Here is a 15,900-nt window from a genome sequence, read left to right as displayed (position 1 = left end):
GGTCGTGCTCATCGCCCACTCATCTCGTCGCGGAGGTTCTCACCCAGCAGGTTGAAGGACAGCACCGTGGCCAGCAGGGCCAGGCTGGGCCACAGCACCAGCAGCGGCGTGGCGGACATGGACTGCTGCCCCTCGAAGATCATGTTTCCCCAGCTCGGTGCCGGCGGCGGGATGCCCAGTCCGAGGAAGCTCAGGGCGCCCTCGGTGACGATCACGATGCCCATGCCGAGCATGGCGAAGTTCAGCATCTGCGGGGTGATGTTCGGCGCCACGTGCCGCAGCAGGATGCGCCACGCGGGGCTGCCGCTGAGTTCGGCGGCCTGCAGGTACGGCATGGTCATGACCCGCAGGGTGGCCGAGCGGGCCACGCGCGCCACCGCGGGGATGCTGAACGCGGACAGCGCCAGGATGGTGTTCGGCACGCTGGGACCCAACGCCTGGGCGATGAAGATGGTCAACACCAGGGAGGGAAACGCGATGAACACGTCCAGCACGCGCATGATCAGGTTGTCCACCCGTCCGCCGACGTAGCCGGACAGCGCCCCGATGCCGCCGCCGACCACGAGGCCGATGACGTTGACCGAGAGCGCCACGATCAGGGACGACTGCCCGCCGTGCAGGAGCCGGGCCAACACGTCGTTGCCGTTGATGTCCGTGCCCAGCAGGTGCCCGGGGCTGCCCGGCGGCAGGGCACTGGAGAGGATGCTGCCACCCACCGGGGCCGGCACCGGCAACACGTACGGGACCACGAAGCAGGCGAGCAGCAGCAGGCCCACGAAGGCCAGCGGCAGCCCGACCACCAGCCGCTGGCGCAGCCGGCCCCAGCGCAGGTCGGAGTCGTCGTGGGCATCGGGCAGGGCGGCGAGCACCGCGGGGGCTTCAGTGACTGCCATAACGGATCCTTGGGTCGAGGACGGCGTACATCAGATCGACGGCGAGGTTGGCGAGCACGGCCACGGCGGCGAAGATGAACACGCACATCTGCACCACGGCGGTGTCCGCGGACATGGCGCCCTCGAGCATCATCATGCCCATCCCCGGCATCGCGAAGATCTGCTCGATGATGACCGTGCCGCCCACCAGCGTGCCGATGTTCAGGCCCACGATGGTCAGCAGGCCGAAGGAGGAGTTGCGGAACGCGTGGAGCCAGAGCACGAGCCCCGGGCGGACGCCCTTGGACCGCGCGGTGTCCACGTAGTCGGCGGAGTTCATCTGCTCCACGAGGTCACCGCGCAGGAAGCGCGTGTAGAACGCGGCCAGGGGGACGGCGAGGGCCAGCACGGGCAGGATCACCGACCGGAGGTTGGGGATCAGTCCGTCCTCCAGCGGGACGAATCCGATGGCCGGCAGCATCCGCAGGGTGATGCCGAAGACCAGGACCAGCAGCATGGCCAGCACGAAGTTCGGCACGGCCAGCATGGTCATGGCCACCACCATGGTGGCCCGGTCGAACAGCCCGCCGGGCCGGCGGGCGGCCATCAGGGCCACCGGGATGGCGATGCCCAGGGAGACCACGAAGGCGAGGATGACCAGCTCCAGGGTCACGGGCGCCCGGTCGGCGATCATGCCCGCCACCGACTGCCCGCTGACCGAGGACTGCCCCAGGTCCCCGCGGAACAGCGCGAACAGCCAGCCGAAGTAGCGTTCCGTGGCCGGGCGGTCCAGGCCCATGCGCTGGCGCACGGCCTCCACCTGTTCCTCGGAGGCGTCCATGCCGGCCTGGTTGCGGGCCGGGTCACCGGGCATCAGCTCGAGCAGGATGAAGACCAGGACGCTGATGGCCAGCAGCAGCGGGATGGTCATCAGCAACCGCCGGCCGAACAGCCTCAGCAGCGGAGATCCGCTGCCCCGCGCACTGCGGGGTGCGCGCTCGGGGCGGGTTGCGGTGTCCGTCGCCGTGTCAGTCACTGTTCCACCCACACGCGTTCGTAGATGACCCCCGGGTTGACGGCCAGGGCGGGGATCGGGGTGGTCAGCCCTGGGCCGTGGACGCCCTCGCGGACCACCTGGGCCGGGGAGAACGCGATGCCGAACGGACCGTAGGCCTCATCGGAGATCATCTCGGCGGCCTGCCGGTAGAGCTCGCCGCGCTCCTGCTCGTCCACCGTGGCCGCCGCGTCCTGGATCACGCGGTCCAGATCGGTCTGCAGTCCGCCCTCCAGGGCCTCGGCCGCGGTGGCCGCGCCCTCCGGCAGCGGCGTGCCACTGTAGGTGGAGGTGGAACCGAAGCGGACCCCCACGCCGATCCCCGCGGCCGGATCCCAGGCGCCGGCGGTCTGGAGCATCGACTCCCACTGACCCGTGCCGAACTTGGTGATCACGTCCCCGAGGGGCTTGGAGTCGATCGTCACGTCGATCCCGGCCTCCTGCCACTGCGTCTGCAGCGCCGTGGTCACCTGGCGGGCGGTGACGATGTCCGTGGTGCCGAGCTCCACCGTCAGCCCGCCGATCTCCTCGACGAGCTCGGCAGCCTTCTCCGGGTCGTAGGTGCGGTACCCCTCGACCTCGGGCTCGTGGAACAGACCGCCCGAGGCCGTGAAGGACTGGGACAGGTCAGCCTGGCCGCCGAAGAGCCCCTCGTTGATGGCCTCGAAGTCGGTGGCGTAGTAGATGGCCTCCCGCGCTTTCTTCTCGTCGAAGGGCGCCTGCCGCGTGTTCAGCTGGATGACGTACGGGGACGTGGGCGCGCCCAGAGTGGTCGTGACCTGCGGATTGGACTGGGCCTGCTGGATGAGCGTCAGCGAGCTGAGCCCCTCGATCGCGTCCCCCTGCCCGGCCTGCAGGGTCTGGTACATGACCTGGTCTCCCGCGATGGACTGGAAGGACAGCTCGTCCAGGTAGGGCAGGCCCTCCTTGAAGTAGTCCTCGTTCCTCTCCAGGTCGAGGCGCTCGCTGATGCGGTTCGCCTCCACGGTGAAGGGGCCGGCGGCCACGGGGGCCCGGCTGAACTCCTGGGCGCCCTGCTCCTGGTAGGCGGTGGGCGAGCCGATCAGGTTCAGGTTGTTGTAGGGCATCGCGTTGACCAGGGCACCGTTCGCGGTGGCGAGGTGGAGCTGGACCGTGTGCTCGTCCACGGCCTGGATGGCGCCGAGCCGCTGCTCGATCAGACCCTGGTCCACATCCTCGGGCAGGGCCGCGTAGAGGTCGTCCAGGAACTCCTGGTCCAGCTCGGGCATCGGGCGCTCGAGGTCCAGGTCCAGTTGCGGGGCGCCGGTGCTGCCGGAGCTGAGGTTGCGGATCCAGTTCCAGACCACGGCCTCGGCGTCCAGCGCGGTGCCGTCGGAGAACGTGATGCCCTCGCGCAGCGTCACCGTCAGGGTGAGCCCGTCCTCGGAGAACTCGTAGCCCTCCGCCTGCTGGGGGACGATCTCGGCGTTCTCGCCGTTCTCGTCCGCCTCCAGGGTGAACAGGCCGCCGAAGATCGCCGAGTTCAGCGACTGGTTCGCGCCCACCGAGTTGGAGGTGGCCGGGTCCAGCCCGGTGTCCCAACCCCCGGAGTACCCGGCGTCCAGCAGCACCGTGAGGTCGCCGCCGGCCTGCGGCTCGCCGGCCTCGGCGCCCTCCCCGGACGTGTTGACATTGGCGCCGCCCTCGGACCCGCAGCCGGCCAGGATGAGGCCCAGGCTCGCGGCGAGGGCCACGGTGCCCAGCAGGGCCCGGCGCGGTCGGGGCTGGCGTGGGCCGTGCTGGCGTGGAATCGGGTTCATGGTGGCTCCCCACGGTGGTGGCTGTCAGGACGGTGGATGTGACGCACTGCACATCCGCTCTCCACTCAGTCTGGCCGAGCCCACGGGTCCCGCCCACGGGAGTTCCACCGGGCGAAAGTCAGTCCCGGCCCAGCCACCGCAGGGCGTTGCGCGAGCTGATGAGAGCCCACTGTTCCGCGGGCAGGTCCATGTCCCTCAGGGTCTTGGCGGCCGGGTCCTCGCGCAGCATGGCGGGGAAGTCCGAGCCCACCAGCAGCCGGTCCGCGCCCAGCAGGTCGATGAGGTAACGGATGGTCCGGTGGTCGAAGACCATCGAGTCGTAGTAGAACCGCCGCGCGATCTCGAGGGGCGAGGGGCCGTCGTCGGGCATCACGGCTCGCTCCGGGTCCACCGGGCCCTCGTTCCAGGCCCCGCCCCAGAAGTAGTTGGCGCGGGGCAGCATCATGGCGAATCCGCCGGCCGCGTGCGAGAAGGACAGGCGCAGGTCCGGGCAGGCGGCGGCCGTGCCGCCGAGCACCATGGAGGCGGCCGCGAACATGCCCTCCACGCCCACCACGTAGGTGCCCATGGCGGAGGCGGGCAGCCTCGACATGGGTGAGGGCATGGCGTGGACGAACACGGACAGGCCCAGGCGCTCGGCCTCCTGGAAGAACCCCAGGAACCGCTCGTGGCCGATCGAGTCGCCCCGGATGTTGGAGGCGATCTCGACGCCGGCCAGGCCGCGGTCCTGGATCGCCGCCAGTTCGCCGGTGGCCGCCTCCGGGTCCTGCATCGGCACCATGCCGAGGCCGGCGAACCGCTCCGGGGCATGCCCGCAGAGCTCGGCCGTGACGTCGTTGACATGCTGTGCCAGGGCGAGGCCGTCGGCCGGGTCCAGGTCGTACTTCAGCAGCGGCGGCATGGGGCTGAGGACCTCGAGGTCCACGCCGGAGGCATCCTGCGCCTCGATCCGCCGCTCCGCGGTGAAGAAGACGTCCTTGGCCCGGAACCGCATCTCCCCGAACACGAGCGTGCGGTCCGTGGAGCCGGCCACCGCCTCCATGGACGGGAAGCACTCGGGGGCGTGGTCCGGATAGTGGCCCGGGAGCAGGTGGGCGTGGGCGTCGATGAGCATGGGGATCCTTTAGTTGGTGGCGGCAGTGCGGCCGAGGTGGGGCTGGACGGTGACGTGGATGGCGCTGCGGTCGTCCCGCTCGCCGGCCAGTGTCTCGATCGCCTCGGCCACCTGGTCCAGCCCGAAGGTGTGGGTGTGGAGCCTCTCCAGCGGGAAGCGCCCGGACTCCAGCAGGGCGATGGCCTTCTCGTTGGCGGCGGCGTCCACCCCGAAGGCCCCGCGGACGGTGAGGCCGCGGTTGATGAGCAGATCGGTCTTCAGGGGGATCTCGCGGCCGCCCTTGAGTCCGGCCAGCACCACCCGGCCGCCGTGGCGGACCACGGTGAGGGCCTCCGTGACGGGGCCGGCGGCCATGGGCGTCAGGTCCAGGGAGACGTCGGCCATCCGGCCGCCGGTGATCTCGGTGACCGCCTCGACGATGTCCCGGCCCTCGGGCCCGTCCACCACCACCGTGTGGTCGGCGCCGAGCTGCTCGGCGACGGCGAGCTTGTGCCGGTCCGCCTCCAGGCCGGTGATGATGATGGTGCGGGCGCCGGCGGCCTTCGCCGCCATCACGGCGGCCAGCCCGCGCTGGCCGGCCCCGAGGATCACCAGGGTGTCCCCCAGGCCGACCTCCCCGAGGTCCACGGCCCACCGGACCCCGGCCCCCAGGGGGTTGTACATGGCGGCGATGTCGATCGGCAGCGACGGGTCGATCCGGTGCATCACCGCGTTGGGCGCCAGGTACAGGTACTCCGCGAAGCCGCCGTAGAGGGCCGGCTCCACGTCCAGGGGCGTCACGCCGTGGCCGTTCTGCTTGTTGCGGCAGGCCTGGTAGCGGCCCACGAGGCAATCGGCGCAGGAGCGGCAGGGCACGATCACCTCGAGGGCCACGCGGTCGCCCACCGTGACGCCCCAGCGCTCGGCGGCCCGCTCGCCGATCTCCTCGATGATGCCCAGCGGCTCGTGGCCGGGGATGAAGGGGGCGGCCGCCTTGCCGTGCAGGTGGCCGCGGAAGATCTCCACGTCCGAGCCGCAGATGCCGTTGGCCTCCACCCGCAGCAGGCCGTCGTCCGGGCCGATGACGGGCCGCGGGAACTCGCGGACCTCCAGGGTGCGGGGGCCGGTCTGGACGGCCGCCCGGACGGTGTCCGGCAGGTTCTCATGCAGTCGCAGGGTCATGGTGGAGGCCTTTCGTCGGGTTCTGGGAGGCGCCGGACACCGGGACGGGGCGTCCGGACCAGTCGGCGAAGTAGCGCACCACCATGGAGATCCCGGCGTTGCGGGACCCGGCCACGGCCACGATCATGGACGCCGGGTCGGCGATGGTGCGCTGGAAGTGCTCGGGCTCGGCGTTGTCCCCGGGGAACCGCACGCCGTCCTCGGCGCGGTCCTTGCCCACCGCGGCCAGCTGGCCGGTGGTGCGCCCCGAGTGCTCGGCCAGCCAGGCCGCCACGTCCGCCCGGGAGTACCCCGAGCGGGCCAGCAGGTTGGCGTGCTCCGGGCAGAGGATCACCCCGGCCATCGCATTCCGGAAGATCCAGGGGCCGGAGCGGCCGATGGTGTCCGCGAAGTCGGCGAGCAACTGCTCCGGGTCGGCGGTGTGCCGGTTGTCCACGAACTCACAGGTGCGCAGCAGGGTGGAGGTCACCGCGTTGCCGGCCACCCCGAGGTCCTCGGCCAGCGGCGCCCAGGGGCTCTCCTCCTCGTTCTCGGCCAGGCAGATGGACCAGCGACCGGGCAGGCCCTGGGTGGCCTGTTCCAGCTCGTGCGGCCGGATCCCGTAGGCGTTCCGGACCGTCAGGCCGATGGCCCGGGCCACCGTGGCGTTGGCCCGGAACCCGGGACCGAACACCCCGCCCGTGCTGTTGAAGCCCAGCTCCGCCCGGATCGGCCCGTTGACGATGATCAGGGGCGCGGGACCGGAGGTGGACTGCCAGCCGCCACCGGCGGTGGTCCGCTCGGCGGCGAGGGCCTCCCAGGCGGCGAGGACCACCGGGAAGTACTCGGGCCGGCAGCCGGCCATGGCGGCGTTGATGGCCAGCAGCTGAACGGTGACCGCGCGGTCCACCTGCTGCAGGTGGCTGAGGACCTGCTCCGCCGGACGGCCCCCGGCCGCCAGGAACCGGTCCACCAGGTCCTGGGTGGCCGGCACCAGGGGCAGCCCGTCGGACCATCCCTGCTCGTAGGCGTACTCGATGGCCCGCTGGGCGGCCACCGGATCGAGCGCCTCCGTGCCCGCCGCCGTGTCCGCCTCCGTATCCGGAACGCTCATGCGCCGGATCCCGTCAGCGTGGCCACGATCTGCGGCAGCAGCGTCCGGGCCCGGACGCGGACCTCGTCCTCGGTCAGCACGGCCATGGGGTGCTGCGTGGTGATCCACGCGTAGTCCGGCGCGCCCTGCACCCCGGCCATGGTCCGGCCCGTGACGTCGAAGGCGTCCGTGAGCACCACGGCGGCCGGCAGCCCGGCCCGTTCGAAGGTGATGCCGTCCGCCACGGCGGCGGCGCTGCACGAGCCGCAGTCGCCGACCCCGGTGACCACCACGTCGCTGGCCGCCCGGTACCGGGAGATGATCTCCTCGCCCACCGGGACGGAGAAGTTCTCCTTGGTCTCCACGATCCCCACGGAGGCCGCGCCGTGCTCGGCCACGAGCAGCTCGCCCACGGCCTGCAGGAACAGCAGGGCGTTGTGCTTGGTGTTGTCCAGCAGGCCGATGCGGGCCCCGGACAACGACGACGGCCGGACGGCGAGCGCTGTCGCCTCCCCTCCCGCGGTCCCCGGCCGAGGGCCCCGCCCGGTGGGGTCCAGGATCATCTGCGTCATGACTTCCCTCCCTGTCCTCAGTGCTCGTGGACGATGATGCCGCGGATGTTGCGGCCGGCGAGCAGGTCCTCGTAGGCCGTGTTCACCTCGTCCAGGGTGTACTTGCGGGTGATCAGCTCCTCCAGCTTGAGGTCGCCGGAGCGGTACAGCCCGAGCAGCTTCGGGATGTCGTACAGCGGGTTGCAGTCGCCGAAGAGCGCCCCGCGGATCTGGCGCTGGTAGCTGATGAGCATCCCGGCGTGGATGGTCACGGCCTGCTCGTTGAGGTGCCCCACGGAGGTGATGGTGAGCTTGCCGCCCTTGCCGGTCATCGCGATGCCGGCATTGGCCATCTCCTGGGTCACCACGTCCGCGGTGATGATGACCTTGTCCGCCAGCTGCCCCCACGTGGTCTCCACCACGAAGTCATGGGCCTCCTGAGCCGTGGCGAAGGCGTGGGTGGCGCCGAACAGCTCGAGCGCCGAGTCCCGCTTGAAGGCCACGGGATCCACGACCACCACGTTCTTGGCCCCGGCGTAGCGGGCGCCCTGCACGGCGTTGGACCCCACGCCCCCGGCACCGAAGATCACCACGGTGTCCCCGGCCCGCACCTCGGCGGCGTAGACGGCGGACCCCCACCCGGTGGGGACGCCGCAGCCCACGAGCGAGCCGAGTTCGAACGGGATGTCGTCCGGCAGCGGGACGGCCGCGTACTCGGAGACCACGGTGTACTGCGAGAAGGTGCCCAGGGTGCAGAAGCCGCCCACGTCCTCCCCCGTCTCGTCGTGGAACCGGAAGGAGTTGTCCAGGAACATGCCGGTGCCGGCGTTCAGCCCCTTGACGCACATGTTCTGGTGGCCGGTGGAGCACGGGCGGCAGTAGCCGCAGGCCGGGATGTAGGCGCAGACCACCCGGTCGCCGGGCTTGACCCGGGTGACGCTCGGGCCCACCGACTCCACCACGCCGGCGCCCTCGTGGCCGCCGACGATCGGGAATCGGACCGGGGCGTCCCCGGCGGTGATGTGGTGGTCCGAGTGGCACAGTCCGGCGGCGTAGAGCTTGACGCGGACCTCGTGCTCCTTGGGCGGGTCCACCCGCAGCTCGGTGAGCTGCCAACCCTCATGGGGGCCGCGGGCGATCGCGGCCCGCGTGGTGAGGGCCTGGACGGCGCCCTGTTCGGTGGTTGCTGATTCAGTGGTGATGGCCATGGTGTTGCCCTGCCTTTCGGTTCAGTTGCCCGGGCGCGTGGCGCCCCGCATCGAGACGGTCTTGGTCTGCGTCCAGTTCAGGACCGCGTCAGCGCCCATGGTCCGTCCGAAGCCGCTGGACTTGTAGCCGCCGAAGGGACCGCCGATGACGCCGGCGCCCAGGGCGTTGTTGACGCCGACCTGGCCGGCCTGCAGGGCCCGGGACATCCGCACCGCGGTGCCCACGTCCTCGGTCCACACCGAGGCGACCAGCCCGTAGTCCACGCCGTTGGCGACGTCGATGGCCTCCTGTTCGTCGTCCACGGGGATGACCGAGAGGACGGGGCCGAAGATCTCCTCCTGGGCGATCGTCATGTCCGGGGAGACGTTGTCGAACAGGGTCGGGTTCACGAAGAAGCCCTGGCCGAAGTCGCCGCCGGAGGGGGTGTCCCCGCCGAGCACGAGGTCCGCCCCGCCGGAGCGGCCGGCCTCGATGTAGCCCATGACCCTCTCGTGCTGCTTGCCGTTGATCAGCGGGCCCATGTTCACCTGCTGGTACCAGGGACCCACGGTGACCTGCTGCATCGCGGCGGCCAGTCGCTCCACCATCTCCTGGTGGACGCTGCGGTGTACCACCACGCGGGAGCCTGCCGCGCAGATCTGCCCGGTGTTCAGCGTGATGCCACTGGCGATGGCCTGGGCTGCCGTGGCGAGCTCGGCGTCCGGGAAGATCACCTGCGGGGACTTGCCGCCGAGCTCCAGGTGGAGCGGGATGAGATTCCGGGCACAGGCCTCCATGACGGTGGAGCCGGTGGCCGGGGAGCCGGTGAAGCCGACGCGGCGGATGCCGGGGTGGTTCGGGATGGCGGCGCCGGCCTCGGCACCGAGACCGGTGACCACGTTGATCACGCCGGCCGGGATCCCGGCGTCCATGGCCAGCCGGGCGATCGCCAGGGGTGCCAGCGGGGCGTCCTCGGCCGGCTTGATGACGATGGTGTTCCCGGCCGCGATGGACGCGGCCACCTCGTTCGTGAACATCGGCCCGGGGGCGTTCCACGGGATGATGGCGCCGACCACGCCGTAGGGCTCCCGCAGGGTGAACCCGAGGACGTCCGGGGAGTACGTCGGCAGGGAGAGTCCGTGCACCTTGTCCGCCTGACCGGCGATGAACCGGATCATGCCGGCCAGCGGCGAGGGCCCCCAGTGGGGGCGTCCGACGTCCCGGGACTCCAGCTGGTCCAGGATCCCGGCGTGCTCCTCCACGAGGGCCGCCCAGCGGAACAGCAGTCCGGCGCGGGCCGTGGCGTTGGTGTCCCGCCACCCCGGCAGGGCCCGCTCGGCGGCCTGGACGGCGGCGTCCACGTCCGCCGCGGTGCCGCGGGGGATGCGGCTCAACAACTCGCGGTTGGCGGGGTTGATGACCTCGAGGGTCTCGCCGGAGGCGGCGGGGACCCATTCACCGCCGATCAGCTGGACGCTGTCCGCCAGCAACGGGGTGTCGAGGGTGGCCTGGGGGTCGATCACTGCAGTCATGGTGTTCTCTTCCGTCGGGTGGTGGCTCGGGCCGGCTCAGTGCTCGATGGTGATGATGCCGCGGATGTTCTTGCCGTCGAGCATGTCCTGGTAGCCCTGGTTGACGTCCGCCATGGTGTAGCGGTTGGTGATCAGCTCGTCGAGCTTGAGCTTGCCGGCCTGGTACATGCCGACCAGCCGGGGGACGTCATGCAGGGGGTTGCAGGCGCCGAAGATGGCGCCCTGGATGCGCCGCTGGTAGCCGATCAGCATGCCGGGGTGTTCCTTGATGGACCCGTTGCCCACTGCGGTGATGGTGACCTGACCGGATTTGCCCACGATGTTGATGGCGTCGTGGATGACCTCGTCGTGCAGGCTGCCGACCGTGATGATGGCGTGGTCGGCCAGCTCGCCCCAGGTGGCCTCGATGACGAAGTCCGTGGCCTCCTGTGCGGTGGCGAAGACGTGGGTGGCGCCGAACTCGAGGGCTTTGTCCCGCTTGAACTGCACCGGGTCCACCACCACCACGCGCGTGGCGCCGGCCAGGGCGGCGCCCTGCACGGCGTTCATGCCCACGCCGCCGGCTCCGAAGATGACCGCGGTCTGCCCCACCTGGACGCCGGCGGCGTGTACGGCCGAGCCCCAGCCGGTGGGCACGCCGCAGCCGACGAGGCAGGCCACGTCGAAGGGCAGGTCCTCCGGGATCGGGATCACGGAGTACTCGGAGACCACCGTGTACTGGGAGAACGTCCCCAGCACACAGAGGCCACCGAAGTCCACGCCGTCCTGGTGGAACCGGAAGGTTCCGTCCGGGAACTCGCCGGTGGCGGCGTTCTTGCCGGAGTCGCACAGGTTCTGGTGGCCGGTGGAGCAGTAGCGGCACGAACCGCAGGCGGGGATGAACGAGCACACCACGTGGTCGCCGACCTTCACACGGGTCACGCCCTCGCCCACGGCGTCGATGATCCCCGCTCCCTCGTGTCCGCCGACCACGGGCATCCGCATGGGCGCGTCGCCCTTCTGGATGTGGTCATCGGAATGGCACATGCCCGCGGCCATCATCTTGATGCGGACCTCGTTGGCCCTCGGCTCATCCAGGTCGAGTTCGGTGACTTCCCAAGGCTGACCGGGCTCACGGCAGACGACCGCTTGCGTCTTCATCCCCATGGGGACCCCTTTCTGGCAGGTGGCGCCGTGGAACAGGCACCGGTGGCCTCCACGGTGCTCGGTCCGCCCGGCGGCTGCCATCGCCTTTCCATGGCACGGAAGAAGTCGACGTGCCTTCTACGGTGCGGAAGGCGGCATGACCCACTCTCCGCCCCGGGATTGACTACGGGGAGACCACACCGCGACGAGGGATCGAGGACGCCCCGTGATGAACAAGTTCCGCACCGACCTCCACGAGGAGCTGGACGCCGTCTGGGACGGCGCCTCGATCGCCGTGGGCGGCTTCGGCAGCTCGGGCCGCCCGGACGCGCTGCTCAACGCGCTCTCCGACCTCGGCAAAACGGACCTGCACCTCTACGTGAACAACGTGGGGGACGACTTCACCGGCATCGGACGCCTCGTCATGGAGGGGCGCGTCCGGCGCCTGACGGCGTCGTTCCCCGTGCTGCCCGAGTTCTACGAGGAGTACTTCGCCGGCCGCGTGGAGCTCGAGCTGATTCCGCAGGGCACCCTGGCGGAGCGCATGCGGGCCGGCGGAGCCGGCATCGCCGCCTTCTTCACCCCCTCCGGGGCCGGCACGATGCTCGCGGACGGGACCTTCCCGGCGTCGTACTCCGGGGGCGAACCGGACCAGCGGCTGCCGGCCAAGGAGGAGCGGGTCTTCGGTGGACGCCCGCACGTCCTCGAATACGGGATCACCGCGGACTTCGGCCTCGTCAAGGCCCAGCAGGCCGATCCGAAGGGCAATGCGCGCTTCCACCTCTCCGCGCGGAACTTCAACCCCCTGGCCGCGATGTCCGGCCGCACCACGTTCGTGGAGGTCGAGCGGCTGCTCCGGGCGGGCGACCTGGATCCGGACGACATCCACCTGCCCGGGGTCTTCGTTGACCACGTGGTGATGACCGCCTCCCCCATCCCGGCCGACCTGCCCCGGCGGGCCGCCGCACTGACGAAGGGCTGACCATGTCCATGACCGACACCGCACTCCCCCGGCTCGCCGGGCGCAGCCGGGACGAGATCGCCCGGCGGCTCGCCGCCGACCTCGTGGACGGCTACACCGTCAACCTCGGGGTCGGCATCCCCCTGGCCGTTCCCCAGCACATCCCGGAGGGCCTGGAGGTCTTCCTCCACTCGGAGAACGGCATCCTCGGGCTGGGCCCCGCCCCCGAGCCCGGCACCGAGGACCCGGACCTGACGAACGCCGGCAAGGTCCCCGCCAGCATCCTGCCCGGCGGGGCGATCGTGGACTCGGCCCTGTCCTTCGCCATCATCCGCGGTGGGCACCTGGACGTGACGATCCTCGGCGCGCTGCAGGTCTCCGCATCCGGGGACCTGGCCAACTGGTACGTTCCCGGCCGCAACCCGGCCGTCGGCGGGGCCATGGACCTCGTGGCCGGCACCCCGCAGGTGTGGATCTGCATGGAGCACGTGGACCGCCAGGGGCGGCCCAAGCTGGTACCCGAATGCACCTTCCCGCTGACGGGCCGCGGCGTGGTGACCCGGGTCTACACCGACCTGGCGGTCTTCCACGTCCTCGACGGCCGGCTCACCCTGGTGGAGTGCGCCCCCGGCGTCACTCCGGAGGACGTGCGGGCGCGCACCGCCGCGGACTACGTCGAGGCGGTGCCCGCATGAGCTCGCCCTCGCTGCAGCACTGGCGTGAGCTGGCCGGCATCGACGTGCACGTGCACGTGCACCGCTCGGTGGAGGACGACGCCGGCCCGGTCGCCTCGGGCGATCAGATGGGCGAATACTTCGGCATCGGCACCATGCACGGGTACACGGTCCCCGAACTGGCCGTCCACTACCGGGAGCGCAACATGGCCGCCGTGGTCTTCACGGTGGACTCGGTCTCGGCCACCGGCGAGGAGCCCGTGCCGTCCAACCGCGAGGTCGCGGAGCAGGCCGCCGAGCACCAGGACGTGCTGGTCCCCTTCGCCAGCATCGATCCCGCCCGCGGCGCCGCGGGGGTCCGCGAGGCGCGCATCCTGGCGCGAGACTACGGAGTCCGCGGGTTCAAGTTCCATCCCGGGGTCCAGGGCTTCTTCCCGGACGACCGCCGCGCCTACCCGCTCTACGAGGTGATCCAGGAGTTCGGCCTGATCGCGTTGTTCCACACCGGCCAGACCGGGGTGGGGGCCGGGTCCCGTGGCGGCGGCGGGATACGCCTGAAATACTCCAGTCCCCTGCCGATCGACGATGTGGCCGCCGACTTCCCTGACCTGGACATCATCATGGCCCACCCGTCCTTCCCGTGGCAGGACGAGGCGCTGTCCATCGCCCTGCACAAGCCGCGGGTCTACATCGACCTGTCCGGGTGGTCCCCGAAGTACTTCCCGGCGCAGCTCGTGCAGTACGCGGACACCCTGCTCAAGCACAAGATGCTCTTCGGCTCCGACTTCCCCGTCATCTCCCCCGAGAAGTGGATGGAGGAGTTCGCCAAGCTCCCGATCCGGGACTCCGTCCGCCCGCTGATCCTGCGGGAGAACGCGGCCCGGCTGCTGGGGCTGCCCACCGACTCCGATGCTGACATCGACACCGACACCGAAGGGAACCGACCATGAGGGATCTGACCGGACGCGTCGCCGTCGTCACCGGCGGCAGCAGCGGGATCGGCCGGGGCATCGCGCTGGCGTGTGCCCGCGCGGGTATGACCGTCTATGCCACCGGCCGCAGCCAGGATCACCTGGCGGAGACCCAGGAGGAGTTCGCGGCCCTGGGGCTGGAGGTCGCCACCCTGGCGGTGGACGTCACGGACCTGGCCGCCATGCGGGAGGCGGCCGCCCGGATCGAGGCGGAGCAGGGACGGGTCGACCTGCTGGTCAACAACGCCGGGATCGGCCTGACCGGACCCGTGGCCGCCGCGAGCGCCGCGGACTGGGACTGGGTGATCGACGTCAACATCAAGGGCGTGGCTCACGGGATCCAGGCCTTCCTGCCGGCCCTGCGCCGGCACGGCGCGGGGGGCCACATCGTCAACACGTCCTCTATGGCCGGGCTGATGCCCGTGGTCGCCGGGCTGTACTCGATGTCCAAGGCCGCCGTGATCGCCCTGTCCGAGGCCCTGCACATCGAACTGCTTCAGGAGAACATCGGGGTCTCGGCGTACTGCCCCGGCCCCACCCACTCGAACATCGCCTCCTCGGTGGCCCACCGCCCCCGGGAGTACGGGCCCTCCGGCTACGCCGCGCCGGGTCCGGAGGCCACCGCCTTCCAGCGCACCCAGCCCTATATGAGCGCGGAGGAGGCCGGCGAGCGCGTCCTGGAGGGGGTGCGCCGCGGGGACCTGTTCATCCTGACCCATCCGGAGTTCAAGGACGGGGTGGTCCAGCGGCACCGGGCGATCGAGGACTCGTTCCCCGCGGAGCCGATCCATGAGGAGCGCCGGGACGCGATCCCCTTCCTGCTCTCCTCGCCCGTCTACGCCCCGGCCAACCGGCCGCCGTCGCCGGTGTTCTCCCCGGCCTTCCGGACCGGGGGCTGACGCAGCGGGAAGGCGCTCAGGCCTCCGCCGTCGATGGGGATCGCCTGCCCGGTGACGTACCCGGCCTCCTCGGAGGCCAGGTAGGCCACCAGGGCGGCGATGTCCGCGGGCCGGCCCACGCGTCCGACCGGGATGTTCCGGCCGCGCTGGGCGAGGGTCTGTTCCACGTCCAGGTCGGCGGAGGGGTCCAGGATGGCCCGGCTGGTGGCCACGAGCCCCGGGCACACGGCGTTGACCGTGATGCCCCAGGGGCCCACGTCCATGGACAGCGCGCGGGTCAGTCCGATCACCGCGGCCTTGGAGGCCGAGTAGGCCACGGAGAACGGGGCGGCGGACAGCCCGGCCATGGAGGAGATGTTGACGATGCGCCCGTAGCGGGAGGCCCGCATGAGGGGCACGGCCGCGCTGCACATCGCGTAGGTGCCGCGCACGTTGACGTCGATCAGCAGGTCGAAGGCCTCGTCCGGGACCTCCTCGATGTCCCGCCGGTCCGCGCCCTGCGGGGCGGCGGCGTTGTTGACCAGGATGTCCAGCCGACCGAAACGCTCCCGCACGGTGTCCATGACGCGGGCGACGTCCGGTCGATGGGAGATGTCGCACAGGACGGCGACCGCCTCGGTCCCCGCCGCGCGGAGCTCCTCGGCGAACTCCTCCAGACCGCTGGGCGGCACCTGTCCGAGGGCCCGCTGGCGGTCATTGGCCACCCCGTGGGCCTCCCGGTCGGTGACCACCAGGGATGCTCCCCGTGCGGCGAGCGCCCGGGCGATCCCCTGGCCCATGCCGTCCGGCTTGCCGCACCCGGTGACCACGGCCACCTGTCCATCCAACGGTGCGCTGATGGGGGCGCTCTCGGTCATGGTGAGTCCTCTTCCTGTGGGGTCCCTGCCGAATCTAGGCAGAGGGATCGGGTGGGATCAGCCGGCCTTCCATGAGATGGAAATCCGC

The 15,900-nt window shown here is 71.1% G+C and carries 15 protein-coding genes; 4 read left to right on the top strand and 11 right to left on the bottom strand.

Annotated elements, in window-relative coordinates:
* Positions 1-8 precede the first annotated feature (8 nt).
* The 10 genes from RE421_RS05530 to RE421_RS05485 all read right to left on the bottom strand — a co-directional run bounded on the left by RE421_RS05530 (position 9) and on the right by RE421_RS05485 (position 11,465).
* A complete protein-coding gene (locus RE421_RS05530; RefSeq protein ID WP_309815596.1) occupies positions 9-893 on the bottom strand; it encodes an ABC transporter permease in 885 nt (294 codons plus the stop codon).
* A complete protein-coding gene (locus RE421_RS05525; protein ID WP_309815593.1) occupies positions 880-1,908 on the bottom strand; it encodes an ABC transporter permease in 1,029 nt (342 codons plus the stop codon). Before RE421_RS05525 ends, RE421_RS05530 begins: the two co-directional genes overlap by 14 nt.
* Positions 1,905-3,707, bottom strand: a complete 1,803-nt coding sequence (locus RE421_RS05520) for an ABC transporter substrate-binding protein (RefSeq protein ID WP_309815591.1) — start codon at positions 3,705-3,707, stop codon at positions 1,905-1,907. Before RE421_RS05520 ends, RE421_RS05525 begins: the two co-directional genes overlap by 4 nt.
* Before the next feature lie 118 nt (positions 3,708-3,825).
* Positions 3,826-4,821 carry an amidohydrolase family protein gene (locus tag RE421_RS05515; RefSeq protein ID WP_309815587.1) on the bottom strand — a complete coding sequence of 332 codons (996 nt, stop codon included), beginning with the start codon at positions 4,819-4,821 and terminating at the stop codon, positions 3,826-3,828.
* A gap of 9 nt (positions 4,822-4,830) precedes the next feature.
* The gene (locus RE421_RS05510) at positions 4,831-5,982 is read right to left on the bottom strand and encodes an alcohol dehydrogenase catalytic domain-containing protein (RefSeq protein WP_309815584.1); all 1,152 of its coding nucleotides are present in this window, start codon (positions 5,980-5,982) and stop codon (positions 4,831-4,833) included.
* Entirely contained in the window at positions 5,963-7,075 is a 1,113-nt protein-coding gene (locus tag RE421_RS05505; RefSeq protein ID WP_309815581.1) for a hypothetical protein, read from the bottom strand. The genes RE421_RS05510 and RE421_RS05505 overlap by 20 nt, the downstream gene beginning before the upstream one ends.
* A complete protein-coding gene (locus RE421_RS05500) occupies positions 7,072-7,626 on the bottom strand; it encodes a UGSC family (seleno)protein (protein ID WP_309815578.1) in 555 nt (184 codons plus the stop codon). Before RE421_RS05500 ends, RE421_RS05505 begins: the two co-directional genes overlap by 4 nt.
* A gap of 17 nt (positions 7,627-7,643) precedes the next feature.
* Entirely contained in the window at positions 7,644-8,813 is a 1,170-nt protein-coding gene (locus RE421_RS05495; RefSeq protein WP_309815575.1) for an NDMA-dependent alcohol dehydrogenase, read from the bottom strand.
* A gap of 21 nt (positions 8,814-8,834) precedes the next feature.
* Complete coding sequence (locus tag RE421_RS05490; protein WP_309815573.1) at positions 8,835-10,325, bottom strand: aldehyde dehydrogenase family protein; 1,491 nt, start codon at positions 10,323-10,325, stop codon at positions 8,835-8,837.
* A gap of 36 nt (positions 10,326-10,361) precedes the next feature.
* Positions 10,362-11,465 carry an NDMA-dependent alcohol dehydrogenase gene (locus RE421_RS05485; protein ID WP_309815571.1) on the bottom strand — a complete coding sequence of 368 codons (1,104 nt, stop codon included), beginning with the start codon at positions 11,463-11,465 and terminating at the stop codon, positions 10,362-10,364.
* A 214-nt stretch (positions 11,466-11,679) separates the two neighbouring features.
* Here RE421_RS05485 and RE421_RS05480 point away from each other — a divergent pair, with 214 nt between their 5' ends.
* Genes RE421_RS05480 through RE421_RS05465 form a run of 4 tightly spaced genes read left to right on the top strand, consistent with a single transcriptional unit; the run spans position 11,680 to position 14,955 of the window.
* A complete protein-coding gene (locus tag RE421_RS05480) occupies positions 11,680-12,432 on the top strand; it encodes a 3-oxoacid CoA-transferase subunit A (RefSeq protein WP_309817117.1) in 753 nt (250 codons plus the stop codon).
* An 8-nt stretch (positions 12,433-12,440) separates the two neighbouring features.
* On the top strand, positions 12,441-13,106 hold the full coding sequence (locus RE421_RS05475) for a 3-oxoacid CoA-transferase subunit B (protein ID WP_309815568.1): 666 nt from the start codon (positions 12,441-12,443) through the stop codon (positions 13,104-13,106).
* On the top strand, positions 13,103-14,035 hold the full coding sequence (locus tag RE421_RS05470; RefSeq protein ID WP_309815566.1) for an amidohydrolase family protein: 933 nt from the start codon (positions 13,103-13,105) through the stop codon (positions 14,033-14,035). The genes RE421_RS05475 and RE421_RS05470 overlap by 4 nt, the downstream gene beginning before the upstream one ends.
* Positions 14,032-14,955 carry an SDR family NAD(P)-dependent oxidoreductase gene (locus RE421_RS05465; RefSeq protein WP_309815564.1) on the top strand — a complete coding sequence of 308 codons (924 nt, stop codon included), beginning with the start codon at positions 14,032-14,034 and terminating at the stop codon, positions 14,953-14,955. Before RE421_RS05470 ends, RE421_RS05465 begins: the two co-directional genes overlap by 4 nt.
* Here RE421_RS05465 and RE421_RS05460 read toward each other — a convergent pair.
* A complete protein-coding gene (locus tag RE421_RS05460; protein ID WP_309815562.1) occupies positions 14,892-15,812 on the bottom strand; it encodes an SDR family NAD(P)-dependent oxidoreductase in 921 nt (306 codons plus the stop codon). The two genes, RE421_RS05465 and RE421_RS05460, sit on opposite strands and share 64 nt — an antisense overlap.
* Positions 15,813-15,900: the final 88 nt, after the last annotated feature.

This window comes from Citricoccus sp. I39-566 (assembly GCF_031432995.1).
Taxonomy (GTDB): Bacteria; Actinomycetota; Actinomycetes; order Actinomycetales; family Micrococcaceae; genus Citricoccus; species Citricoccus nitrophenolicus_A.
The sequence above is the reverse complement of the archived record's forward strand: the minus strand, read 5'-3'. Positions and strand labels throughout refer to the sequence as shown.